Below are 25,108 nucleotides of genomic sequence, written 5' to 3'. Positions count from 1 at the left end.
TCCGCGAAGGATGGTGAGGAATTGAGTACCCGCAGCGACGATGACGGCGTCGAGGTCATCGGCGGCGTCGATCCGCGGATCATGGCGATCTCCGAGGACGACTCCGACGAGCGCTCCCTGACCGACCTGGTCGAGCAGCCGGCGAAGGTGATGCGCATCGGGACCATGATCAAGCAGCTGCTCGAGGAGGTCCGCGCCGCACCGCTGGACGAGGCGAGCCGCAACCGGCTGCGCGAGATCCACGCGACCAGCATCCGCGAGCTCGAGGAGGGGTTGGCACCCGAGCTACGCGACGAACTCGACCGCCTCACCCTGCCCTTCAACGAGAACAGCGCGCCGTCGGATGCCGAGCTCCGGATCGCCCAGGCGCAGCTGGTCGGCTGGCTCGAGGGGTTGTTCCACGGCATCCAGACCGCGCTGTTCGCCCAGCAGATGGCCGCTCGCGCCCAGCTGGAGAAGATGCGGCAGGGCGCGCTGCCCCCCGGCATCGGCAAGCCCGGCGCGCCCGGCCACGGCCAGTACCTCTGAACCGACCGACGTGCCCGGTCCACATATCGAGACGCACAACGCGTGGGTGGAGTTCCCCATCTTCGACGCCAAGTCGCGCTCGCTGAAGAAGGCTTTCCTGGGGAAGGCGGGCGGCACGATCGGGCGCAACGACTCCAACGTCGTCGTCATCGAGGCCCTGCGCGACATCACCTTGTCCCTGGAACTGGGCGACCGGGTCGGGCTGGTCGGCCACAACGGCGCGGGCAAATCGACGTTGCTGCGGCTGCTGTCGGGCATCTACGAGCCGACGCGCGGGTGGGCGAAGGTCACCGGCCGGGTGGCCCCCGTCTTCGACCTGGGGATCGGCATGGACCCGGAGATCTCCGGCTACGAGAACATCATCATCCGCGGCCTGTTCCTGGGGCAGACGCGCAAGCAGATGCTGGCCAAGGTCGACGAGATCGCCGAATTCACCGAGCTGGGCGACTACCTGTCGATGCCGCTGCGCACCTACTCCACCGGCATGCGGGTGCGGCTCGCGATGGGCGTCGTCACCAGCATCGACCCGGAGATCCTGCTGCTCGACGAGGGCATCGGCGCGGTGGACGCCGACTTCCTGAAGAAGGCGCAGTCGCGGCTGCAGAGCCTGGTGGAGCGTTCCGGGATCCTGGTGTTCGCCAGCCACTCCAACGAATTCCTGGCCCGCCTGTGCAAGACCGCCATGTGGATCGACCACGGGACGATCCGGATGGCCGGCGACATCGAGGACGTGGTGCGCGCCTACGAGGGCGAGGATGCGGCGCGGCACGTCCGCGAGGTGCTCGAAGAGACGCGCCTGCAGGACCGGGACGAAACACCGCTCGCGCAAAGAGCTTCCGTGGATGAGTGACACCGTCATCGCCGTCGTCGTGACCCATCGGCGGCCCGACGAGCTCGCGAAGTCCCTGGGCGCGGTGACCAGCCAGACCCGGCTGCCCGACCACCTCATCGTCGTGGACAACGACGGACCCGCCGACGGCAGCATCGGCGAACTTGTTGCGGCACAACCGGTTCCGACCACTTACCTGGCCTCGCGGCGCAACCTCGGCGGCGCGGGTGGATTCGCCCTCGGCATGCTGCACGCGCTGGCGCGGGGCGCGGACTGGGTGTGGCTGGCCGACGACGACGGGCGGCCACAGGATTCCGAGGTGCTCGGCACGCTGCTGGACAGCGCCGCCCGGCACGGCCTGGCGGAGGTGTCGCCGATGGTGTGCAACGCCGACGACCCGGAGCGGTTGGCGTTTCCGCTACGCCGCGGCCTGGTATGGCGCAGGCGCGCAAGCGAATTGCGCACCGACGCCGAGCAAGATCTGCTGCCCGGCATCGCGTCGCTGTTCAACGGCGCGCTGTTTCGGGCGGCTACCCTGGAGGCGGTCGGCGTCCCCGACCTGCGGCTGTTCATCCGCGGCGACGAGGTGGAGGTGCACCGCCGGCTGGTGCGGTCCGGCCTGCCGTTCGGAACCTGTCTGGACGCGGTCTACCTGCACCCGTGCGGATCCGACGAGTTCCGGCCCATCCTGGGCGGCCGGATGCACACCCAGTATCCGGACAACGCCACCAAGCGGTTCTACACCTACCGCAACCGGGGCTACCTGCTGGCCCAGCCGGGGCTGCGCAAGCTGGTGGTTCAGGAATGGGTGCGGTTCGGTTGGTTCTTCCTGGTGACGCGCCGCGACCCCGCGGGCCTGCGGGAGTGGATTCGGTTGCGCCGGTTGGGGCGTCGCGAGCAGTTCAGCAGGCCGGGAGGAGCGCCATGACCTTCATCGACGCGGCCACGCAATCGCGGACCTTCGCCCGGGCCCGCGGCGACCTGACCGCGGGCTTCCACCGCCGCGAACTGTGGCTGCACCTGGGCTGGCAGGACATCAAGCAGCGCTACCGGCGTTCGGTGCTGGGCCCGTTCTGGATCACGATCGCCACCGGCACCACGGCTGTCGCGATGGGCGGCCTGTACTCCAAGCTGTTCCACCTCGAACTGTCGGTGCACCTGCCCTACGTGACGCTGGGGTTGATCATCTGGAATCTGATCAACGCCTCCATCCTGGAGGGCGCCGACGTGTTCGTCGCCAACGAGGGGTTGATCAAGCAGCTGCCGACGCCGCTGTCCGTGCACGTGTACCGGCTGGTGTGGCGGCAGCTCATCCTGTTCGCGCACAACATCGTGATCTACGCGGTGGTCGCGGTCATCTTCCCCAAGCCGTGGTCGTGGGCGGACCTCGCCGTGTTGCCCGCGCTGGGGCTGATCGTGCTCAACTGCGTCTGGGTGTCACTGTGTTTCGGCATCCTGGCGACCCGCTACCGCGACATCGGCCCGCTGCTGTTCTCGGTGGTGCAGCTGCTGTTCTTCATGACGCCGATCATCTGGAACGACGAGACGCTGCACCAGCAGGGCGCCGGCCGGTGGGCCAGCATCGTCGAGCTCAACCCGCTGCTGCACTACCTCGACATCGTGCGCGCCCCGCTGCTGGGGGCGCACCAGGAGCTGCGGCACTGGCTGGTCGTGCTGGCGCTCACCGCCGTGGGATGGGTGCTCGCCGCGTTCGCGATGCGCCAATACCGCGCCCGGGTGCCGTACTGGGTCTGATCCGGCTCTGACCAGCTCACATCAGTGGCGGGCCGGGGTTCAGCCAGTCCAACGATCCGTCGACCTGGTCCCGGTACTGGGGGCAGTAGGCCGACACCGAGGCGCCGACGAAGAAGCCGGACTGCTTCGCCGTCAGGTTCGCCTCCCTCTTGACCTTGAGCGCCAGAAAGCTCGCCTTCTGATTCTTGTCCAGGCCGTCGCATACGGCGCGGGCCATCGCGATCGGGTCGTTGTCACCGCCGATGACGATCCCGTAGTTGGTCAGAGCCGACAGGAACGAATCGTCGGTGGGGTCCGCCGCCGCCGGCGCCGCGCACAGCACCGCCGCGGCGGAGGCGACCACGCCGGCCCGCGACCACCTTCCGCGGCGCCGGGTCTTCGGCGCGCGGACTGGTCTCGGCTTACGTTCACACCTGTGCATATCTACACGTCAACGCTAGCCGAACGTCGGCCGTGCGTCTTTTCCCTCAGCGGATCAGCAACCGAAAAGTAAACCGCGCGAAACTCGACGGCACACCGCCGGAAGGAGCAGGATGCGATCGTGAGCGACGCCTCGGCCATCGGCTGTGTCGGCACCTTGACCGTGGCGACCCGCGGCGACCGCGGCGCCGGTGAGGTGCTGGTGACCGTGCGGGGGGCCAAGGAGACCTTCCTGGCGTGGTCCAGCGAACCCCTGGCCAAGGGCTCCGCGGTGCTGATCGTCGACATTCGGGGCGCCCGGACGGTCGTCGTCGAGCCCTGGCGCCGGGACCCGGCCTGAATTGACGGTCTGAATTGACGACCCGGAGCGCCCGCGATACACCAGCGACACAAAGAAGGAGTCGAAGATGCTCGGTTACAAGGTGCCCGATCCCGACGAGGCCATGCTCATCTCCGGTGGGCGGGCCAAGCCCGACGCCCCGTTCCGCGTCGTCACCGGCCACGGCGCGTTCATCCTGCCGTTCTTCCGGAAGGCCTCGTTCCTCACGCTGGCCATGTGCGAGGCCGAGGTCGCCGAGAAGTGCGTCACCCAGCAGGGCATCACGCTCAACGTGCGCGCCGTGATCGCGTTCAAGGTGGCCAACGACACCGAGAGCATCATCAGCGCGGGGCAGCGGTTCCTGTCCGACCAGGACCAGATGTCGGTGCTGACCGGACGGATCTTCGCCGGCCACCTGCGCTCGATCATCGGCTCGATGACCGTCGAGCAGATCATTCGGGAGCGCCAGAAGTTGGCCACCGAGGTGCTCGACGGGTCCAAGGAAGAGATGGCCCGCATCGGCCTGGCCGTCGACGCCCTGCAGATCCAGTCGATCGACGACGGCGGGCTGGGCTACATCAACGCGATGGCGGCGCCGCACAACGCCGCCATCCAGCAGCAGGCGCAGATCGCCCAGGCGCAGGCCAACCAGGCGGCGGCCGAGGCCGAGCAGGAATCGCAGCGCAAGCAGGCCGAGTTCGCCCGCGAGACCGCCATCGTCAAGGCGCAGTACAAGGCCGAGGTGGACAAGGCCCAGGCCCAGGCGGCCCAGGCCGGGCCGCTCGCCGAGGCCCAGGCCCAGCGCGAGGTGCTGCAGATGCGCACCGAACTGGCCCAGCGGGCCGCCGAGCTACGCCAGCAGGAGCTGGTCGCCGAGGTGGTCAAGCCCGCCGAGGCCGACGCCGAGCGGGTCCGCATCCTGGCCGTCGCCGACGCGGAGAAGATGAAGATCCTCGCCGAGGCCGCCGCGTCGCACAACCGGGTGGCGCTGGACAAGGCGCTGATCGACCAGCTGCCGGAGATCGTGGAGAAGGCCGCGCGCGGCCTGGCCAACGCGAACGTCACGGTCCTCAACGGCGCCGACGGGCTGACCGAGGTGGCCAGCGGGCTGGTGGCGCAGGGCGTGGCGATCTTCGACACCCTGCGTAACAGCGTCGTCGACTACTACGACGAGGACGGCTCGGCGCCGATCGCCACCAACTGAAGGGGCGGCGCACTGAATCACCTGCCGACCGCCTGGTGCTCGCTAACAGTGGCGGCCCGCCCGTCGCTGGTGTCACACTGAACGCCACCCGGGCGGACTGCGGCGAAAGGTTCACCGACGTGACGGAGAAGGCCCCCTCGGCCGCCGACGCGGCGCGCGGCAACCTCGCCGCGGAGTTGGACCGGCTACGGCAGCGGCGCGACCGGCTGCAGGTCGAGGTCAGGAGCGACCGCGGCATGGTGGGCGACCACGGCGACGCGGCCGAGGCCATCCAGCGCGCCGAGGAGTTGGTGGTCCTCACCGACCGCATCAACGAGCTGGATCGCCGGTTGCGGGGCGGGGCGGCGCCCGTGCAGGAGCCGGCCACGCTGCCCGGCGGCACCGAGGTCACGCTGCGCTTCGCCGACGGCGAGGTGGTCACCATGCACGTCATCTCGATCGTCGAGGAGGCCCCGGCGGGCCGGGAGACCGAGACGCTGACCGCGCGCAGTCCGCTCGCCAAGGCCCTCGCCGGCCGGTCACCGGGCGACACGGTGTCCTATCCGACGCCGGGCGGCGAAACGCAGGTCGAGGTCATCGCGATCACACTGCCCGCCGACGGCCCCGCCTAGACTTCGCGGGATGGTCGCCCCACCGCCCGATCCCGCCCCGCCGAACGCGCTGAACCACCCGCCGGTCGCGCTGACCACGCAGGTGTTGCGGTTCGTCGCCACCGGCGGCCTGGCCGGCGTCGTGGACTTCGGCCTCTACCTCCTGCTGTATCAGGCGGCGGGCGTGCAGGTGGACGTGTCGAAGGCGCTCAGCTTCATCGTCGGCACCATCACCGCCTACCTGATCAACCGCCGGTGGACCTTCCAGGCGGCCCCCAGCACCGCCCGCTTCCTGGCGGTGATGGCCCTGTACGCCGTCACCTTCGCCGTGCAGGTCGGGCTCAACCACCTGTGCCTGGCGCTGCTGCACTACCGCGGCTGGGCGATCCCGGTCGCGTTCGTCGTCGCGCAGGGCACCGCGACGGTGATCAACTTCGTCGTCCAGCGAACCGTGATCTTCCGCATGCGCTGAGCGGTCCGCCCCAGGCGGTACCCTCTTTCACTGATGTTCGCAACGTTTCCCGAGACCCGGCGGCTGACCGGGTGGAGCCGCACCGCGCCCTCGGTGGCGCGCGTGCTGTCCACGCCGGACCCCGAGGTCATCGCCGCCGCGGTGGCGCACGCCGCCGACGCCGGCGGCGCCGCCAACGGGCGAGGCGTCATCGCCCGGGGGCTCGGCCGGTCCTACGGCGACAACGCCCAGAACGGCGGCGGCCTGGTCGTCGACATGACGGCGCTCAACCGCATCCACTCGCTCGACGCCGACAGCCGCGTCGCCGACCTGGACGCCGGCGTGAACTTGGACCAGCTGATGCGGGCCGCGCTGCCGCTGGGGCTGTGGGTGCCGGTGCTGCCCGGCACCCGGCAGGTCACCATCGGCGGTGCGATCGGGTCCGACATCCACGGCAAGAACCATCACAGCGCCGGCAGCTTCGGCAACCACGTCCGGTCGATGGAGCTGCTGACCGCCGACGGGCGAGTGCGCCACCTGACCCCGGACGGCGACGAGGCCGAGCTGTTTTGGGCCACCGTCGGCGGCAACGGACTGACCGGAATCATCCTGCGGGTGCGGCTCGAGATGACGCCGACGGAGACCGCGTATTTCATCGCCGACGGCGACGTCACGCACACGCTCGACGAGACCATCGCCTTCCACAGCGACGGCAGCGAGGCGAACTACACCTACTCGTCGGCCTGGTTCGACGCGATCAGCGCGCCGCCGAAGCTGGGCCGCGCGGCGATCTCGCGCGGGTCGCTGGCGAAGGTGGACCAGCTACCCAAGAAGCTGCAGAAGAATCCGCTGAAATTCGATGCGCCGCAACTACTGACGTTCCCCGACATCTTCCCGAACGGGCTGGCCAACAAGTACACCTTCGGCCCGATCGGCGAACTGTGGTACCGCAAGTCGGGCAGCTACCGCGGCAAGGCGCAGAACCTGACGCAGTTCTATCACCCGCTGGACATGTTCGGCGAATGGAACCGCGCCTACGGCTCGGCCGGTTTCGGGCAATACCAGTTCGTCGTCCCCACCGAGGCCGTCGACGAATTCAAGGGCATCATCTACGACATCCAGCGGTCCGGGCACTACTCGTTCCTCAACGTGTTCAAGCTGTTCGGCCCGGGAAACCAAGCGCCGCTGAGCTTTCCGATCCCCGGCTGGAACGTCTGCGTCGACTTCCCGATCAAGCCCGGCCTCAACGAGTTCCTCAACGGACTCGACCGCCGGGTGCTGGAATTCGGCGGCCGGCTCTACACCGGCAAGGACAATCGGACCACCGCCGAAACCTTCCACGCCATGTATCCGCGCATCGACGAATGGATCGCGGTGCGCCGCAAGGTGGATCCGACGGGGGTGTTCGCCTCCGACATGGCCCGACGTTTGGAGCTGCTCTAGATGGTGCGCCAATGGTTTTAGACGCCGTGGGAAATCCGCAGACCATCCTGCTGCTCGGTGGCACCTCCGAGATCGGGCTGGCCATCTGCGAGCGTTACCTGCAGAACGCGCACGCCCGCATCGTGCTCGCGGCCATGCCCGGTGACCCGGGCCGCGACGCCGCGGTGGCGCAGATGAAGGCGGCGGGCGCGCGCTCGGTGGAGCTGATCGACTTCGAGGCCACCGACGCCGACAGCCACCCGGCGACGATCGAGCAGGCGTTCGCCGGCGGCGACGTCGACGTGGCGATCGTGGCGTTCGGGCTGCTCGGGGACGCCGAGGAGCTGTGGCAGAACCAGCGCAAGGCCGTGCAGATCGCCGAGATCAACTACACCGCGGCGGTGTCGGTGGGGGTACTGCTGGGCGAGAAGATGCGCGCGCAGGGGTTCGGCCAGATCATCGCGATGAGCACCGTGGCCGGCGAGCGGGTGCGGCGCTCGAACTTCGTCTACGGCTCCACCAAGGCCGGGCTGGACGGCTTTTACCTGGGACTCGGGGAAGCGTTGCGCGAGTACGGGGTTCGCGTGTTGGTGATCCGGCCGGGCCAGGTGCGGACCCGGATGAGCGCGCACATCAAGGAAGCGCCGTTGACCGTCGACAAGGAGTACGTCGCCAACCTCGCGGTGACCGCGGCCGCCAAAGGTAAGGACTTGGTTTGGGCCCCAGCAGCGTTCCGGTACGTGATGATGGTGTTGCGACACGTCCCCCGGCCGGTGTTCCGCAAGCTGCCCATCTGACGATGCGCAACGCGCTGGCCACCCTCGGCCAGATGGCGCTGGCGGTGGCGGTCTCCGTCGCTGTCGCGGCGGTGTCGCTGACCGCCATCTCGCGCGTGCAGTGGCCGGCGTTCCCGTCGTCGAACCAGCTACACGCCCTGACCACCGTCGGGCAGGTCGGCTGCCTGGCCGGGCTGGTCGCGGCGGCCTGGCTGTGGCGGCGCTCCGCGCGGCCCCGGGGCCGGCTGCTCGCCCAGCTGGCCGCGTTGGTGTTCCTGTCCGCCTTCCCGGTCGTCACCCTCGGTATGCCGTTGGGGGCCACCAAGCTCTACCTGTTCGGCATCTCCGTCGACCAGCAGTTCCGCACCGAGTACCTGACCCGGCTCGCCGACAGCGCCGCGCTGCGGGACATGACCTACCTCGGGCTGCCGCCGTACTACCCGCCGGGCTGGTTCTGGATCGGCGGCCGCGTCGCGGCGCTCACCGGGACGCCGGCGTGGGCGATCTGCAAGCCGTGGGCAATCACCTCGATCACCATCGCGGTCGCCGTCGCCCTGGTGCTCTGGTGGCGGCTGATCCGGTTCGAGTACGCGCTGCTGGTGACCGCGGCGACGGCCGCGGTGACGCTGGCCTACGGCTCGCCCGAGCCCTACTCAGCGATGCTCACCGTGCTGCTGCCGCCGGTACTGGTGCTGGCCTGGTCAGGTCTGCGCGCCGGTGGGCGCGGCGGCTGGGCCGCGGTCCTCGGTGCCGGGCTGTTCCTGGGCTTCGCGGCCACCTGGTACACGCTGCTGCTGGGCTTCAGCGCGTTCGCCTTCGCGCTGATGGCGGCGCTGCTGGCCGGGGCGCGGTGGCGCCGCGACGGGCCACGGGCCGCCCTGGACCCGCTGCGCCGGCTGGCCGTCATCGCCGTCATCGCGGTGGCCATCGGCGCCACCACCTGGCTGCCTTTCGTGCTGCGCGCGCTGCACAGCCCGATCAGCAACACCGGCAGCGCCAACCACTACCTGCCCGCCGACGGCGCCGTGCTGACCTTCCCGATGCTGCAGTTCTCGCTGCTGGGCGCCGCCTGTTTGATCGGCACCCTGTGGCTGGTGCTGCGGGCCGGCACGTCGGTGCGGGCGGGCGCACTGGCGGTCGGGGTGCTCGCCGTGTACCTGTGGTCGCTGCTGTCCATGCTGACCACGCTGGCGCGCACCACCCTGCTGTCGTTTCGCCTGCAGCCGACGCTGAGCGTGCTGCTGGTGGCGGCCGGGACGTTCGGATTCGCCGAGGCCGTGCGCGCGTTGTCCGCGCGGCGGCGGGCGGTGCTGCCGGTGGCCGGCGCCGTCGGCCTGGCCGCCGCCGTCGCGTTCAGCCAGGACATCCCCGACGTGCTGCGGCCCGACCTCACCGTCGCCTACACCGACACCGACGGCAACGGCCAGCGCGGCGACCGTCGGCCCCCGGGTGCGGAGAAGTTCTACGCCGAGATCGACGCCGCCATCACCCGCGGCACCGGCCGGCCCCGCGACCAGACCGTGGTGCTGACCGCCGACTACAGCTTCCTGTCCTACTACCCCTACTGGGGCTTTCAGGGGCTGACGTCGCACTACGCCAACCCGCTGGCCCAGTTCGACCTGCGGGCCGCCCAGATCAACAAGTGGTCCACCCTCAAGAGCGCCGATCAGCTGATCCAGGCCCTGGACGCCTGCCCCTGGCCGCCGCCCACGGTGTTCCTGATGCGCCGCGGCGCCGACAACAACTACACCCTGCGGCTGGCCGAGGACGTCTACCCCAACCAGCCCAACGTGCGCCGCTACACCATCGACCTGCGGGCCGCGGAGTTTGACGGCCCGCAGTTCGACGTGCGCGGCATCGGTCCGTTCGTGTTGGCCATCCGCAAGCCGGCCGGGCGCCCATGAGCACCGACACCGCGCCTCAAACGGGGCCCCGACCGGCCGAAGAACTACCATCTACCCCCGTGAACGACGCGGCAGGCAACCACCGGATCGCCCGGCTGGTCGCTACCGTCGCGGGTCTGCTCGGCGCCTTGCTGGCGATCGTCACGCCCGTGCTGCCGGTCGACCAGACCACCGCCCAGCTCAACTGGCCGCAGAGCGGCACGTTCACCAGCGTCGAGGCGCCGCTCATCGGCTACGTGGCCACCGAGATGACGGTCACCGTGCCCTGCCAGGCCGCCGCCGGGCTGGCCGGGCCACAGAACGCGTCGAAGACCGTGCTGTTGTCGACGGTGCCCAAGCAGGCCCCGAAGGCCGTCGACCGCGGTCTGCTGATCCAGCGCGCCGGCGACTTCCTGGTGGTGGTGGTCCGCAACGTCGCCGTCGTGACGGCCCCGCTGAGCCAGGTACTCAGCCCGGCGTGCCAACGGCTGACCTTCACCGCGCACGCCGAAAAGGTCACCGCCGAGTTCGTCGGCCTCACCCAGGGGCCCAACGCCGAGCATCCGGGGTCACCGCTGCGCGGGGAGAAGAGCGGTTACGATTTCCGGCCGCAGATCGTCGGCGTCTTCACCGACCTGGCGGGGCCCGCGCCGCAGGGGCTGAACTTCTCGGCGACCATCGACACCCGCTACAGCAGCCACCCCACCCCGCTCAAGCTCGCGGCGATGGTCCTAGGCGTGCTGTTGACGGCCGTCGCCCTGGTCGCGCTGCACGTCCTGGACACCGCCTTCGAAACCGCTGGGGCCACCCGGCACCGCCGCTTCCTGCCGTCGCGCTGGTGGTCGGTCGGCGGCCTGGACGCGCTGGTCATCGCCGTGCTGGTGTGGTGGCAGTTCGTCGGCGCCAACACCTCCGACGACGGCTACATCCTCACCATGGCCCGGGTGTCCGAACACGCCGGCTACATGGCCAACTACTACCGCTGGTTCGGCACCCCCGAGGCGCCCTTCGGCTGGTACTACGACCTGCTCGCGCTGTGGGCGCACGTCACCACCAGCAGCATCTGGATGCGCCTGCCCACCCTGGCCATGGCGCTGACCTGCTGGTGGGTGATCAGCCGCGAGGTGATGCCGCGCCTCGGGCACGCCGTCAAACGCAACCGCGCCGCCGCCTGGACCGCCGCCGGGGTCTTCCTGGCCGTCTGGCTGCCGCTGAACAACGGCCTGCGCCCGGAACCGATCATCGCGCTGGGCATCCTGCTGACCTGGTGCTCGGTGGAGCGTGCGGTGGCCACCAGCCGGCTGCTGCCGGTCGCGATCGCCTGCATCCTCGGTGCGCTCACCCTGTTCTCCGGTCCGACGGGCATCGCGTCCATCGGCGCGCTGCTGGTCGCGATCGGCCCGCTGCGGACCATCCTGCACCGGCGGTCCACCCGGTTCGGGGCCCTGCCGCTGGTGGCGCCGCTGTTCGCCGCGGTCACCGTCACCATCATCCTGATCTTCCGGGACCAGACGCTGGCCGGCGAGATGCAGGCCACCGCCCTCAAGCGCGCCGTCGGGCCCAGCCTGAGCTGGTTCGACGAACACATCCGCTACGAGCGGCTGTTCATGGCGAGCCCCGACGGTTCGGTCGCGCGCCGCTTCGCCGTGCTGGCGCTGATTCTCGCGCTGGCGATCACGGTCGCGATGTCGCTGCGCAAGGGCCGGATCCCCGGCACGGCCGCGGGCCCCAGCCGGCGCATCCTCGGGATCACGATCATCTCGTTCGTCGCGATGATGTTCACCCCCACCAAGTGGACGCACCACTTCGGGGTGTTCGCCGGGCTGGCCGGGCCGCTGGGCGCGCTGGCCGCCGTCGCCGTGACGAGCGTGGCGATGCGGTCCCGGCGCAACCGCACGATGTTCGCCGCCGTGGTGCTGTTCCTGATGGCGTTGTCGTTCGCCAGCGTCAACGGCTGGTGGTATGTGTCGAATTTCGGTGTGCCCTGGTCGAATTCGTTCCCCGCGTGGCACTACGCGTTCGCGACCGCGCTGCTGGGGCTGACCGTGGCGGTGCTGCTGCTGGCCGCCTGGTTCCACTTCGTCGCCACCGACAACGGGCCACCCCGGACCCGCCGCGGCGAACGGCTGGCCCGAATCGTCCAGTCCCCCTTGGCGATTGCCGCGTGGCTGCTGGTGATCTTCGAGGTGGCGTCGTTGACGCTGGCCATGACGGCGCAGTATCCGGCGTGGTCGGTGGGCCGCTCCAACCTGCAGGCGCTCGCCGGTTTCAAGGCCGGCAACACCTGTGGGCTGGCCCAGGACGTGCTGGTCGAGCAGGACCCGAACGAAGGGCTGCTCACCCCGGTGACGGGCTCGGCGGCCGACGCACTGGGCGCCGGGCTCTCGGAAGCGTTCACCCCCAACGGAATTCCCGCCGACGTCCGCGCCGACCCCGTGATGGAACGCCCGGGCGACCGCAGCTTCGTCAGCGACGACGGCGTGGTCACCGGCAGCGAGGCCGGCACCGAGGGCGGGACCACGCCGGCGCCGGGGATCAACGGTTCGGTCGCGCAGCTGCCCTACAACCTGGACCCGGCGCGCGCGCCGGTGCTGGGCAGCTGGCGGTCCGGGCCGCAACTGCCCGCCCACCTGCGCTCGGGCTGGTACCGGCTGCCGGCGCGGGACCAGGCGAGGCCGCTGCTGGTGGTCAGCGCCGCCGGTCGCTTCGACCCCCGCGAGGTGCAGCTGCAGTGGGCCACCGACGCGCAGGCGGCCGCGGGTCACCCTGGCGGCTCGCTGGGGTTCTTCGACGTCGGGGCGTCACCGGCCTGGCGGAATCTGCGGCTGCCGCTGTCCGCCATCCCGGCGGGCGCGACCCAGGTGCGTCTGGTGGCCGACGACGAGGACCTGGCGCCGCAGCACTGGATCGCGCTGACCCCGCCGCGCATCCCGCGGCTGCGCACACTGCAGGACGTGGTGGGCTCGGCCGACCCGGTGTTCCTGGACTGGCTGGTCGGGCTGGCGTTTCCCTGCCAGCGGCCGTTCGGTCACCAGAACGGCGTCGACGAGGCGCCGAAGTGGCGCATCCTGCCCGACCGGTTCGGCGCCGAGGCCAACTCCCCCGTGATGGACAACAACGGCGGCGGCCCGCTGGGCGTCACCGAGCTGCTGCTCAAGGCCACCACCATGGCGACCTACCTCAAGGACGACTGGTCGCGGGACTGGGGTTCGCTGCAGCGGTTGACGTCCTACTATCCCGACGCCCAACCGGCCCACCTGCTGCTCGGGACGGCCACGCGCAGCGGGCTGTGGAACCCGGCCCCGCTCAGGCACTAGCCGGCACTCGCGGATCGCACGCACCCGCCCCGCCCCCGGGCGCGGACCGGGAAGCGGGGCGGGCGAGCAGGGGCGGCGCGTCACGGAAGGGCGGCGCGCAACGGGTGCGTGATCGCCCAGCCGGGGTTCAGGAAGTTCGCGGCGTAGTGGCGGATCGGGTGTAGCGGTCCGCTGTGCGGGACGTACGGGCTGGCCGAGGCGACGGCCGGCATCAGCGACCCGGCGATCGTGAGGCCGAGCGTGCCCAGGCCGACGCCCGCGGCGATGCGCAGCTTGGACACCTTCTTCGTCTGCGAGTTGGCTTGCGGCTCAGGGGTATTGGCGTTCATCGTGTGGTCCTATCTGCCCTAGGAGTGTTCGAGGCGCCGGCCGGGATGGGCCGACAACACCAGAGTGGGACACCGCGCTTGGCAGATCTTCGAGAGATTCTTGCGAAATCCTTGCGTTTGCTAACTAACCTGTTGAGCTTGACCGCGACACTAGGCTTGATTGGTGGCCGCGGCCAGCCTGATGGCGATGGCCCGCGCGGAGCGGGCCGACCTTGCCGACTTCCTCACCACCCTCGCGCCGCCGGATTGGGCGACGCCCAGCCTGTGCGCCCGGTGGAGCGTCAAAGACGTTGTGGCCCACGTCGTCAGCTACGACGAGCTGGACACCCGCGGGCTGCTGAAGCGCTTCGTGAAGGGCCGGATCGTGCGGGCCAACCAACTGGGTGTCGACGAACTCGCGCCGCTGAGCCCGCAACAGCTGCTGGACCTGTTGCGGCGGCACCTGCAACCGCAGGGGCTGCCGGCGGGCTTCGGCGGGATGATCGCCCTGGTCGACGGCACGATCCACCACCAGGACATCCGGCGCGCCCTCGGCCGGCCCCGCGCCGTCCCGGCCGACCGGCTCGAGCGGGTCCTGCGGCTGGTGCCGGGCAATCCACGGCTGGGCGCCGGACGCCGGATCAGGGGGTTGCGACTGGTCGCCACCGACGTCGACTGGGCCCACGGCCGCGGACCGCAGGTCACCGGCCCGGGTGAGGCGCTGCTGATGGCCATGTCGGGGCGCCCGGCCGCGCTGTCGGACCTGACCGGCGCGGGCCACGCCACCTTGGCCGCCCGGCTCGGTGAATGACGGTCAGCCAGGCCGGATCTCGAAGGTGAACTCCGAGCCACCGATGCGGATCAGGTCGCCGTCGGCGAGGCTGGCGCTGGCGTCCACGCGGCGCCCCTGCACCTGCACCCCGTTGGTCGAGCGCACGTCGGTGATCAGGAAACCGGCTCCGGTGTCGATGATCACCGCGTGATGGCGGCTCACCTCGGTGTCGTCCAAGACGATGTCGTTGTCGTCGAGACGCCCGATCCGGGTGGTCACGCCGTTCAGCCGGAACTGCCGGCCGGTGTGGTCGCGCAGCCGGGCGACGACGCGCCGCGCGGCCGCGAGGGGTTCGGACCGCACCGCGTTCTGCTTGTGCGTGGCCTGGGCGGTCCGCTTCGGCCGGGTGGCGCCCACCGGCTCCTGGCGCAGGATGCGCTGGTGCAGCGCGTTGACGGTGGGCCCCGGGTCGATGCCCAGGCCGTCGGCCAGGGCGGTCTTCAGCCGACGGAAGGCGCCGAGCGCGTCGGATTGGCGCTCGGTGACGTAGTAGGCGGTGATCAGCTGCGCCCACAGCGGTTCCCGATACGGGTGCTGCGCGGTCAGCGCCTCCAGCTCCGCGATGACGCCGTCGGCGCGCCCGCACGCGATTTCCGCCTCGGCGCGGGCGGTGTGGGCCGCCACCTTCTCCTCGAGCAGCGCGGCGGCGAACGCCTCGACGAACGCGAAGTGGCGCAGGTCGTCGAGCACCGGACCGCGCCATTCATCCAGCGCGGCCGACAGCCGGCTGCTGGCCTCCTCGTAGCGCCCGACGCCGGCGGCGCGCAATCCGACCGCCTTGTGTGTCAGAAACCGCCCCAGGTCGCAGTCCAGATCGGCGACGCTGAGCTGGTAGCCGGGCGGGGCGCTGGCCAGCACCGCGTACGGGTCGGTCGTGGCCCCGCGCAGCAACCGCCGCAGGGTCGACACGTAGGACTGGATGCTGGTGCGCGCCGCAGGCACCGGGTCCTGCCCCCAGACGGCATCGATCAACGCGTCGACGGACACCGGCCGGTTGCGGTGGATCAGCAGCATGGCGAGCACCGCCCGCTGCTTGGGCGCACCCAGCGGCACCGCGGCGCCGTTGGCCGTCATCGACAACGGCCCCAGGACGCCGAACCCGAGACCCGTACTCACGGCATCCATTTTGAAGGCAACGAAGCGGCGCACGCGGCTTTGACGGCGCCGGCCGCGCCGCGATTCGCGCGCGCCGTCGCGCCGGCCCTCGCTCGGGGTAAGCGGCGCGGCACCCGGCTGCGCCGCGCCTGAACTCGGTAAAGCCACCAATGGCGTGCGGTTTGCCCGTGGCGCCCGGCCCGGTCAGCAGACTCTTCGCTTACGATCGAGCCTCGTGCCCCACGACGGTGAAGAGCGATCGCAGCGGATTCCACGGTCGATCGCTGCCGTCGCCGGGATCGTCGGGCTGCTGTTGTGCGCGCTCGTCCCGCTGTTGCCGGTGCGGCAGACGACGGCGACCGTGTCGTGGCCGCAGGGCGACGTCGGCGGGCACGTCGGGCAGATCACCGCGCCGCTGGTGTCCGGCGCCCCCCTCGCCCTGGACATCTCCGTTCCGTGCGCGGCGATGGCCACGCTGCCCCCCAGCGGTGGGCTGGTGATCTCGACCCTGCCCGCCGGCGGCACCGACGCCGGCAAGAACGGGCTGTTCGTGCGCGCCAACAACGACGTGATCGTCGTCGCCTTCCGCGACACCGTGGCCGCGGTCGCCCAGCGCTCGGCCGTCGCCGCCCCGGGCTGCCGCTTCCTGCACGCCTGGGCCACCAACGGCGGCGTGGGCGCGGAGTTCGTCGGCGTGCCCGGCGCCGCCGGCACGCTGCCGGCCGAGAAGAAGCCGCAGGTCGGCGGCATCTTCACCGAGCTGCAGGTGCCGCCGCAGCCGAACCTGTCGGCCCGCATCGACGTCGACACCCGCTTCATCACCGCGCCCACCACCCTCAAGCAGATCGTCATGGCCGTCGGCGCCCTGGCCGTGCTGAGCGCCATCCTGGCGCTGGCGGTGCTGGACCGGCGCAGCCGCGGCGCTGCCGCCCTGCTCAACTGGCGCTCCCCGATCGCCTGGCTATCCCGCTACCGGCCCGGTGCGCACTGGGCGACGTGGTGGCGGGTGGGGCTCGCCACCTGGCTCGCCGACGCCGGCGTCGTCGCCACCCTGCTGGTCTGGCACGTCATCGGCGCCACGTCGTCGGACGACGGCTACAACCTGACGATCGCCAGGGTCGCCCCCAAGGCCGGCTACCTCGTCGACTACTACCGCTACTTCGGCACCACGGACGCCCCGTTCGACTGGTATCTCGGCGTGCTGGCCAAGCTCGCGTCGGTGAGCACCGCCGGGGTGTGGATGCGGCTGCCGGCCACGCTGGCCGGCATCGCCTGCTGGCTGATTATCAGCCACTGGGTGCTACGGCGCCTGGGGCCGGGCAAAGGCGGCCTGGCGGCCAACCGGGTGGCGGTCTGCACCGCGGGCGCGGTGTTCGTGGCCGCGTGGCTGCCGTTCAACAACGGCCTGCGGCCCGAACCGCTGATCGCCCTCGGCACCGTCGTCACGTGGATGCTGGTGGAACGCGCGATCGCGCTGCGACGCCTGGCCCCGGCCGCCGTCGCCATCATCGTCGCGCTGCTGACCGCCACCCTGGCCCCGCAGGGCCTGATCGCCGTCGCGGCCCTGCTGACCGGCGCCCGGGCTATCGCGGGCGTCATCCGGAGGCGGCGGGACACCGACGGGCTGCTGGCGCCGCCGGCGGTGCTGGCCGCCGCGGCGGCGCTGATCTTCGTGGTGGTGTTCCGCAGCCAAACCCTGGCCACCGTCGCCGAGTCGGCGCGCATCAAATACAAGGTCGGCCCCACGATCGCGTGGTATCAGGACTGGCTGCGCTACTACTTCCTGACGGTGGAATCCAACCCCGACGGGTCGATGGCGCGGCGCTTCGCGGTGCTGGTGCTGCTGCTGTGCCTGTTCGGGATGCTGATGATCCTGCTGCGCCGCGGCCGGGTGCCCGGGGTGGCCAGCGGGCCGGCGTGGCGGCTGCTGGGCACCACGGCGATCGGCCTGCTGCTGCTGACGTTCACCCCGACGAAGTGGGCGATCCAGTTCGGCGCGTTCGCCGGGCTCGCCGGCGCGCTGGGCGCGGTCACCGCCTTCGCGTGCTCGCGGATCGGGCTGCACAACCGGCGCAACCTGACGCTGTACGTCACCGCGCTGCTGTTCGTGCTGGCGGTGGCCACCTCGGGCGTCAACGGCTGGTTCTACGTCGGCAACTACGGGGTGCCGTGGTGGGACATCCAGCCCGTGATCGCCAGCCACCCGGTGACCACCATGTTCCTGACGCTGTCGATCGCCACCGGGCTGCTGGCCGCCTGGCAGCACTTCCGGATGGACTACGCCGGCCACACCGAGGTCAAGGACAACCGGCGCAACCGGGTGCTGGCGTCGACGCCGTTGCTGGTGGTGGCGACCATCATGGTGCTCGGCGAGGTCGGTTCGCTGGCCAAGGGCGCGGTGTTCCGCTACCCGCTCTACACCACCGGCAAGGCCAACCTGGCCGCGATCACCTCCGGGCTGTCCCCGAGCAGCTGCGCGATGGCCGACGACGTGCTGGCCGAACCGGACCCGAACGCCGGCATGCTGGCGCCGGCGCCCGGGCAGCCGTTCGGCCCCGGCGGGCCGCTGGGCGGCGTCAACCCCGTCGGCTTCAAGCCCGACGGCGTGGGCGACGACCTGCGGTCCTACCCGGTGGTGACCAAGCCGGGCGTGGTGAACTCCGACGCGTCGCCGAACAAGCCCAACGCCAGCATGACCGACTCGGCGGGCACGGCCGGCGGCAAGGGGCCCGTCGGCGTCAACGGCTCGACCGCGGCCCTGCCCTTCGGCCTCGACCCGGCCCGCACCCCGGTGATGGGCAGCTACGGCGAGAACGCGCTGGCCGCCACCGCCACGTCGTCGTGGTACCAGCTGCCGCCCCGGACCCCGGACCGGCCGATCGTCGTCGTGTCGGCGGCCGGCGCCATCTGGTCCTACAAAGAGGACGGCACCTTCACCTACGGGCAGTCGCTGAAACTGCAATGGGGCGTCACCCGCCCCGACGGCAGCACCCAGCCGCTCGCCGAGGTGCAGCCCATCGACATCGGTCCGGAACCGGCGTGGCGCAACCTGCGGTTCCCGCTGACCTGGGCGCCGCCGGAGGCCAATGTGGCGCGCATCGTCGCCTACGACCCGAACCTCAGCTCGGACCAGTGGTTCGCGTTCACGCCGCCGCGGGTCCCGGTGCTGCAGACCCTGCAGCAGGTGCTGGGATCGCAGACGCCGGTCCTGATGGACATCGCGACCGCCGCGAACTTCCCGTGCCAGCGGCCGTTCTCCGAACACCTCGGCGTCGCCGAGCTGCCGCAATACCGAATCCTGCCCGACCACAAGCAGACCGCGGCGTCGTCGAACGGCTGGCAGGCCAGCGAGACCGGCGGCCCGTTCCTGGTGACCCAGACGATGCTGCGCACCTCCACGATCGCCACCTACCTGCGGGGCGACTGGTATCGCGACTGGGGATCGATCGAGAAGTACTACCCGCTGGTGCCCGCCGACCAGGCGCCGCCAGCCGTTATAGAACAGGGTGTGATCACAGTGCGCGGCTGGAGCCGGCAAGGTCCGATTCGGGCCCTCCCATGAGCGTGGCGACCGTGACGGACCCCAAGACCGCGGCCGGTGAGCCCGACGTCCGGGTGACCCGCTGGGTCGCCACCATCGCCGGGCTGATCGGCTTCCTCCTGTCGATCGCGACGCCGCTGCTGCCCGTCGTGCAGACCACCGCCACCCTGAACTGGCCGCAGAACGGCCAGCTGAACAGCGTGACGGCGCCGCTGATCTCGCTGACGCCGGTCGACGTGACCGTCACCGTGCCGTGCTCGCTGGTGGGTCAGCTGCCCCCCGAGGGCGGGGTGATCCTGAGCACCGCACCGAAGAAGGGCAAGGACGCCGCGCTCAACGCGCTGTTCGTGGTCGCCAGCGCCAAGCGCGTCGACGTCACCGACCGCAACGTGGTGATCGCCAGCGTGTCCCGCGAGCAGGCCCAGGGAACCGCGGGGTCCCCGGGGTGTTCCAGCATCGAGATCACCTCCACCCAGGCGGGCGCCTTCGCGACCTTCGTCGGGCTGACCGACCCGGGGGGCCGGCCGGTGCGCGGCGGCTTCCCCGACCCCAACCTGCGCCCGCAGATCGTCGGGGTGTTCACCGATCTGACCGGGCCGGCGCCCGCGGGCCTCAAGCTCTCGGCCACCATCGACACCCGGTTCTCCACCACCCCGACCACGCTGAAGCTGACGGCGATGGTGCTGGCGATCCTGTCCACCATCGTGTCCCTGGTCGCGTTGTGGCGCCTGGACCAGTTGGACGGCCACCGGATGCGCCGGCTCATCCCGGCCAACTGGCGCAAGTTCACCCTGGCCGACGCCACGGTGATCTTCGGGTTCGTGCTGTGGCACGTCATCGGGGCGAACTCGTCGGACGACGGCTACATCCTGGGCATGGCCCGGGTCGCGGACCGCGCCGGCTACATGTCGAATTACTTCCGCTGGTTCGGCAGCCCGGAGGACCCGTTCGGCTGGTATTACAACCTGCTGGCGTACATGACCCACGTCAGCGACGCGAGCCTGTGGATGCGGTTGCCGGACCTCATCGCCGGGATCCTGTGCTGGCTGCTGCTCTCCCGTGAGGTGCTGCCGCGCCTGGGGCCCGCGGTCGCCGCCAGCAAGGCGGCGAACTGGGCGGCGGGCCTGGTGCTGCTCACGGCCTGGATGCCGTTCGACAACGGGTTGCGCCCCGAGCCGATCATCGCCCTCGGGTCGCTGGTCACCTACGTGCTGATCGAGCGGTCCATGCGCTACAGCCGGCTGACGCCCGCGGCGCTGGCCGTCATCACCGCGGCGTTCACCCTCGGCGTGCAGCCCACCGGCCTGATCGCGGTCGCCGCGCTGGTCGCCGGCGGCCGCCCCATCCTGCGCATCCTGGTACGGCGCCACCGCCTGGTCGGCACCTGGCCGCTGGTGGCCCCGATGCTGGCCGCCGGCTTCGTCATCCTGACCGTGGTCTTCGCCGACCAGACGTTGTCGACGGTGTTGGAGGCCACCAGGATTCGCACGGCGATCGGGCCCAGCCAGGCGTGGTACACCGAGAACCTGCGCTACTACTACCTGATCCTGCCGACCGTCGACGGCTCGCTGTCGCGCCGGTTCGGGTTCCTGATCGCGGCGCTGTGCCTGTTCACGTCGATGTTCATCATGTTGCGGCGCAAGGGGATTCCCGGTGTGGCCCGCGGGCCCGCGTGGCGGCTGATGGGCGTCATCTTCGGCACCATGTTCTTCCTGATGTTCACCCCCACCAAGTGGGTGCACCACTTCGGGCTGTTCGCGGCGGTGGGCGCGGCCATGGCCGCGCTGACGACCGTGCTGGTGTCGCACGAGGCGCTGCGGTGGTCGCGCAACCGGATGGCGTTCCTGGCGGCGCTGCTGTTCGTGCTGGCGCTGTGCTTCGCCACCACCAACGGCTGGTGGTACGTCTCGAGCTACGGCGTCCCGTTCAACAGCGCCATGCCGAAGGTCGCCGGAATCTCGATCAGCACAATCTTTTTCGCCCTGTTCGCCGTGGCGGCGCTGTACGCGGCCTACCTGCACTTCGCGTCGCGGGACCACGGCGAGGGCCGGCTGGCGCGGGCGGTGACGGCCGCGCCCATCCCGGTGGCGGCCGGGTTCATGGCGCTGGTGTTCATCGGGTCGATGGTGGCCGGCATCGTGCGCCAGTACCCGACGTACTCCAACGCGTGGGACAACCTGCGCGAGTTCAGCGGCGGCTGCGGCCTGGCCGACGACCTGCTCGTCGAGCCCGACAGCAACGCCGGGTTCATGCCGCCGCTGAACGCCGGCGGTCAGTTCGGCCCGCTGGGACCGCTGGGCGGCGTCAACCCCACCGGGTTCAGCCCCAACGGCGTCCCGGACCGCACCCTGGCGGAGTCGGTCAAGGAGACCTCGGTGCCGCAACCGGGCACCGACTACGACTGGGACGCGCCCCTCAAGCTCACGACGCCCGGCGTCAACGGCTCGACGGTGCCCCTGCCCTACGGCCTGGACCCGGCGCGGGTTCCGCTGGCCGGCAGCTACACCACCGGCGCCCAGCAGCAGAGCCGGCTGACCTCGGCGTGGTACCAGCTGCCCCGGCCCGACGCCGGGCATCCCCTGGTCGTGGTGACCGCCGCCGGCACCATCGCCGGCAACAGCGTGCTGCACCACCACACCAACGGCCAGACCGTGGAGCTGGAGTTCGGCAGGCCGGGCCCGGACGGCGCGATCCTGCCGGGCGGCCGGCTGGTGCCCTACGACCTGTACGGGGAGCAGCCCAAGGTGTGGCGCAACCTGCGCTTCGCCCGCTCCCAGATGCCCGCCGACGCGGTCGCCGTCCGGGTGGTCGCCGAGGACCTGTCGCTGACGCCGGACGACTGGATCGCGGTGACCCCGCCGCGGGTGCCCGAGCTGCGCTCGCTGCAGGAGTACGTCGGCTCGACGCAGCCGGTGCTGATGGACTGGGCGGTGGGGTTGGCGTTCCCCTGCCAGCACCCGATGCTGCACGTCAACGGCGTCACGGAGATCCCCAAGTTCCGCATCACCCCGGACTACAACGCCAAGAAACAGGACACCGACACCTGGCAGGACGGGGTCAACGGCGGCTTGCTCGGCATCACCGACCTGCTGTTGCGGGCCCACGTCATGTCCACGTACCTGTCGCACGACTGGGGCCGGGACTGGGGCTCGCTGCGCAAATTCGACACCATCGCCGACGCGCAGCCCGCCCGGTTGGACCTGGGCACCGCGACCCGCACGGGCTGGTGGTCGCCGGGAGAAATCCGCATCAAACCCTGACGCCGACCCCCGCGAATAACGCCGTTAATTAACGCGCCAGCAAACACATTGGGCAGGTTTATCCGCGCCATTTCCCGTGAATACCCAATGCACTGTGACCCAGTTCACACGCAAGGGGGCGGCTCATGCATCCACTGGCTCGCGCGGGCGCCGCTACCGCGGCGCTGGCCGCGCTGATCGGCCCGGCCGGCTCCGCGGCCGCCGACGGCGGCACCGTCGTCGTCCTCGACGCCAAGCTGCGGCGGTGCGACTTCAGCCTGGTCAGCTTCGCGCCGAAGGTTCCGCACCCGGCGCTGGGCACGGGCTCCGTGCTGGTGCGCCGGGCCGGCCCGACCGTAGCCGCCGACGTGCACCTGGTCGACGAACCCGAACCCGGCACCCACTTCGACGTGGGCCTGATCCAGGTGCCCCGCCCGGCGGCGGCCACCTGCGGGCCCGGCGACCCCGGCACCGCCTTCGCGGGGCTGGACACCGACGCGGCCGGCAGCGGAAATGCGACCGTTAGCGACGTCATTCACCCCGGCACGACGGGCGTGTGGGTGATCATCGAGCAACGCAATCCCAACTCGCAGGATCCCGCCGAGTATTACACGTCGGAATTCGTGGCGCCGGTGGGCGTTTAAGCCCACATGCGGGGTTCGCGGGCACCGAACCCGTGAGGGACTTCCGCCCCTAGCGCATCGGCCGGCGCTGCTGCTGCGATGGGGGCGGGCCACCGACGATCCGCGTCACACGGAAGGCAGCACAGTGCACAGACAGTCGCGGCCCGGGACGCGCGGCACGTGACCCAGCCAGCGGACGACAACACCGCGGACATCGGCTCGCCCGTGCGCCCGGAGTTGGCCCACGACCCGGCGGCGGGCGCCGACACTGCGGACGTGCCGCGCGGCGCGGGCGTGCTCGTGGTGCGGCGCGGGCCCAACGTCGGCGCCACGTTCACCGTCGACCGCCCCACCATGACCGCCGGCCGACACCCCGCGAGCGACATCTTCCTCGACGACATCACCGTCAGCCGTCGGCACGCCGAATTCCGGATCACCGACGGGGCGTTCAGCGTCGTCGACCTCGGCAGCCTGAACCACACCTACGTCAACCGCCAGCCCGTCGACTCCGCGGTGCTGGGCGACGGCGATCAACTGCAGATCGGCAACTTCCGGCTGGTGTTCCGCACCAGCCCCACTCCCTGACGCATGAGGAGGACACCGGTGAGCACCCCACCCGGCAGCGCGCACGCCGACGCCGACGACCCACCGGGCACCGCGCAATTCGCCTGCGGCCAAACCCTGTTCACGCAGGGCGAGCCGGGCGATCGGGTCTATCTGATCGTCGAGGGCAAGGTCAAGATCAGCTTGGGCGGGTCGAACGGCCGGACCAACGTGCGCGCCATCCTGGGCCCGTCGGACATCGTCGGCGAACTGGCGGTATTCGATCCGGGTCCGCGCAGCTGCACCGCTACCGCGATCACCGACGTGCGGGCGCTGTGGCTGGATCGGGCCGCCCTGCGCGGGTTGATGGCCCGCCAGCCGGCGATCGCCGAACAGCTGCTGCAGGCGCTGACGCAGCGCGTCCGCGAGACCGAGGAGCAGCTGGTCGAGCTGGTCTCCAGCGATGTGGCCGCCCGGGTGGCCCGCCAGCTGCTGGCGCTGTCGCGGCGCTTCGGCGCGCCCGAGGGAGACGCGCTGCGCGTGACGTACGAGCTGAGCCAGGAGGAGCTGGCCCAACTGGTAGGCGCCGACCGGGCCTCGGTGAACAAGGCGCTGCGCAGCTTCACCGCCCGCGGCTGGATCCAGCTGCAGGGCAAGAGCCTGGTGGTGACCGACGCCGAGGCCCTGGCCCGGCGCAGCGGCACGGGCGACCGCACCGGTCCCGACCCGAATCGCCGACGGCGCCCGTTACGCGCCTCCGCCTGAGGGGCGCGCGTAGCGTCTGTCGGATGAGCGACTACGACGTCGAGGCGGTGGACCGGCTGCCCTTCGCCACCCCGGAGAAGGCGCGGCGGTACCGGACCGAGGACTACCGCGGCGCCGTCGGGCTGAACTGGTATTCCACCGACCCCACGCTGCAGTTCACCATGGCCTACTACTTGCAGCCCGAGGCGCTGGCCGTCGTCGAGCCGCACCTGAGAAGCATCGGCGAGCTGATGGGCGGCCCCGTCGCCCGCTGGGCCGAGGAGACGGACCGCGACCCGCCGCGGCTGGAGCGCTATGACCGGTGGGGGCACGACGTCAGCGACGTCGTGATGCCCGAGTCCTTCACCCGGTCCAAGCGCGCCGTCCTGGACGCCCAGCAGGCGCTGCGCGCCGACGCCCGCGCCGCGAAAGTCAGCTCCGGGCTGGGGCTGTTCGCGTCGAACTACCTGCTCAATCAGGCCGACATCGGGATGGGCTGCGCGCTGGGCACCGGCGGCGGCATGGTCCAGGCGCTGGTGGCCGCCTACGCGCCGGCCGACGTGCGCGACCACGTCCTGGCCAAGTTCGCCGCCGGCGAGTGGGCCGGTGAGACGGCGCAGTTGGAGGCGAACCACTTGAAGCCGTTGAGCAGCCACGCGTCACCGACGCGGGTCGCAGTCGTCTCGAGC

Annotated in this window: 21 protein-coding genes and 1 pseudogene; 19 read left to right on the top strand and 3 right to left on the bottom strand. The window is 70.9% G+C overall.

The features are described from left to right. The first annotated feature begins 81 nt into the window (after positions 1-81). From A5700_RS20095 to A5700_RS20080, 4 genes are read left to right on the top strand one after another with little or no spacing between them, the layout of a single operon-like run. Positions 82-528 (top strand): bacterial proteasome activator family protein, encoded by a 447-nt coding sequence (locus tag A5700_RS20095; protein ID WP_231973855.1) that lies wholly within the window; start codon positions 82-84, stop codon positions 526-528. A gap of 10 nt (positions 529-538) precedes the next feature. Next, positions 539-1,378: an ABC transporter ATP-binding protein gene (locus tag A5700_RS20090; protein WP_068071909.1), complete on the top strand. Its 840-nt coding sequence runs from the start codon at positions 539-541 to the stop codon at positions 1,376-1,378. Then, positions 1,371-2,285 carry a glycosyltransferase gene (locus A5700_RS20085; RefSeq protein WP_068071907.1) on the top strand — a complete coding sequence of 305 codons (915 nt, stop codon included), beginning with the start codon at positions 1,371-1,373 and terminating at the stop codon, positions 2,283-2,285. Before A5700_RS20090 ends, A5700_RS20085 begins: the two co-directional genes overlap by 8 nt. Next, a complete protein-coding gene (locus tag A5700_RS20080; protein ID WP_068071906.1) occupies positions 2,282-3,112 on the top strand; it encodes an ABC transporter permease in 831 nt (276 codons plus the stop codon). Before A5700_RS20085 ends, A5700_RS20080 begins: the two co-directional genes overlap by 4 nt. Positions 3,113-3,128: 16 nt before the next feature. Here the strand turns inward: A5700_RS20080 and A5700_RS20075 are convergent, their stop codons facing one another. Then, a complete protein-coding gene (locus A5700_RS20075; RefSeq protein WP_068071904.1) occupies positions 3,129-3,455 on the bottom strand; it encodes a DUF732 domain-containing protein in 327 nt (108 codons plus the stop codon). Positions 3,456-3,653: 198 nt separating this feature from the next. Between A5700_RS20075 and A5700_RS20070 the strand changes: the two genes are divergently transcribed. The 8 genes from A5700_RS20070 (at position 3,654) to A5700_RS20035 (ending at position 13,494) form a co-directional block, all read left to right on the top strand. After that, positions 3,654-3,872, top strand: a complete 219-nt coding sequence (locus tag A5700_RS20070; RefSeq protein ID WP_068071902.1) for a hypothetical protein — start codon at positions 3,654-3,656, stop codon at positions 3,870-3,872. A 67-nt stretch (positions 3,873-3,939) separates the two neighbouring features. Next, positions 3,940-5,055 carry a flotillin family protein gene (locus tag A5700_RS20065; protein WP_068071900.1) on the top strand — a complete coding sequence of 372 codons (1,116 nt, stop codon included), beginning with the start codon at positions 3,940-3,942 and terminating at the stop codon, positions 5,053-5,055. 119 nt (positions 5,056-5,174) lie between these two features. Beyond that, positions 5,175-5,666, top strand: coding sequence for a GreA/GreB family elongation factor (locus tag A5700_RS20060; RefSeq protein WP_068071956.1), 492 nt, complete (start codon positions 5,175-5,177; stop codon positions 5,664-5,666). An 85-nt stretch (positions 5,667-5,751) separates the two neighbouring features. Further along, positions 5,752-6,117, top strand: coding sequence for a GtrA family protein (locus A5700_RS20055; protein ID WP_156671323.1), 366 nt, complete (start codon positions 5,752-5,754; stop codon positions 6,115-6,117). Between the two features lie 33 nt (positions 6,118-6,150). Further along, complete coding sequence (locus A5700_RS20050) at positions 6,151-7,539, top strand: FAD-binding oxidoreductase (protein ID WP_068071896.1); 1,389 nt, start codon at positions 6,151-6,153, stop codon at positions 7,537-7,539. Between the two features lie 11 nt (positions 7,540-7,550). Beyond that, positions 7,551-8,315 carry a decaprenylphospho-beta-D-erythro-pentofuranosid-2-ulose 2-reductase gene (locus tag A5700_RS20045; protein ID WP_068071894.1) on the top strand — a complete coding sequence of 255 codons (765 nt, stop codon included), beginning with the start codon at positions 7,551-7,553 and terminating at the stop codon, positions 8,313-8,315. Positions 8,316-8,317: 2 nt separating this feature from the next. Then, positions 8,318-10,198: a galactan 5-O-arabinofuranosyltransferase gene (locus A5700_RS20040; protein WP_068071892.1), complete on the top strand. Its 1,881-nt coding sequence runs from the start codon at positions 8,318-8,320 to the stop codon at positions 10,196-10,198. After that, positions 10,195-13,494 (top strand): arabinosyltransferase domain-containing protein, encoded by a 3,300-nt coding sequence (locus A5700_RS20035; protein ID WP_082960563.1) that lies wholly within the window; start codon positions 10,195-10,197, stop codon positions 13,492-13,494. The genes A5700_RS20040 and A5700_RS20035 overlap by 4 nt, the downstream gene beginning before the upstream one ends. A gap of 80 nt (positions 13,495-13,574) precedes the next feature. Here the strand turns inward: A5700_RS20035 and A5700_RS20030 are convergent, their stop codons facing one another. Beyond that, on the bottom strand, positions 13,575-13,823 hold the full coding sequence (locus tag A5700_RS20030; RefSeq protein WP_068071890.1) for a hypothetical protein: 249 nt from the start codon (positions 13,821-13,823) through the stop codon (positions 13,575-13,577). 181 nt (positions 13,824-14,004) lie between these two features. Between A5700_RS20030 and A5700_RS20025 the strand changes: the two genes are divergently transcribed. Next, complete coding sequence (locus A5700_RS20025) at positions 14,005-14,613, top strand: maleylpyruvate isomerase family mycothiol-dependent enzyme (RefSeq protein WP_068071953.1); 609 nt, start codon at positions 14,005-14,007, stop codon at positions 14,611-14,613. A 3-nt stretch (positions 14,614-14,616) separates the two neighbouring features. On the opposite strand, the gene A5700_RS20020 is transcribed toward A5700_RS20025, so the two are convergent. Beyond that, complete coding sequence (locus A5700_RS20020; RefSeq protein WP_068071888.1) at positions 14,617-15,759, bottom strand: BTAD domain-containing putative transcriptional regulator; 1,143 nt, start codon at positions 15,757-15,759, stop codon at positions 14,617-14,619. Between the two features lie 205 nt (positions 15,760-15,964). Here A5700_RS20020 and A5700_RS20015 point away from each other — a divergent pair, with 205 nt between their 5' ends. From A5700_RS20015 to A5700_RS19990, 6 genes and pseudogenes are all read left to right on the top strand, one after another. Continuing rightward, positions 15,965-19,291 carry an arabinosyltransferase domain-containing protein gene (locus A5700_RS20015; protein WP_068204953.1) on the top strand — a complete coding sequence of 1,109 codons (3,327 nt, stop codon included), beginning with the start codon at positions 15,965-15,967 and terminating at the stop codon, positions 19,289-19,291. Further along, positions 19,288-22,530 carry an arabinosyltransferase domain-containing protein gene (locus A5700_RS20010; protein WP_068071885.1) on the top strand — a complete coding sequence of 1,081 codons (3,243 nt, stop codon included), beginning with the start codon at positions 19,288-19,290 and terminating at the stop codon, positions 22,528-22,530. Before A5700_RS20015 ends, A5700_RS20010 begins: the two co-directional genes overlap by 4 nt. A 125-nt stretch (positions 22,531-22,655) precedes the next feature. Continuing rightward, the gene (locus A5700_RS20005) at positions 22,656-23,153 is read left to right on the top strand and encodes a hypothetical protein (RefSeq protein ID WP_068071884.1); all 498 of its coding nucleotides are present in this window, start codon (positions 22,656-22,658) and stop codon (positions 23,151-23,153) included. A 159-nt stretch (positions 23,154-23,312) separates the two neighbouring features. Further along, positions 23,313-23,717: an FHA domain-containing protein gene (locus A5700_RS27060; RefSeq protein WP_068071882.1), complete on the top strand. Its 405-nt coding sequence runs from the start codon at positions 23,313-23,315 to the stop codon at positions 23,715-23,717. A gap of 18 nt (positions 23,718-23,735) precedes the next feature. Then, the gene (locus A5700_RS19995; RefSeq protein WP_068071880.1) at positions 23,736-24,440 is read left to right on the top strand and encodes a Crp/Fnr family transcriptional regulator; all 705 of its coding nucleotides are present in this window, start codon (positions 23,736-23,738) and stop codon (positions 24,438-24,440) included. A 23-nt stretch (positions 24,441-24,463) separates the two neighbouring features. Continuing rightward, a pseudogene (locus tag A5700_RS19990) lies at positions 24,464-25,108 on the top strand (hypothetical protein); the annotation flags it as partial.

The organism is Mycobacterium sp. E1214 (genome assembly GCF_001666755.1).
Classification (GTDB): domain Bacteria; phylum Actinomycetota; class Actinomycetes; order Mycobacteriales; family Mycobacteriaceae; genus Mycobacterium.
This window is presented reverse-complemented; position numbering and strand designations above follow the sequence as displayed.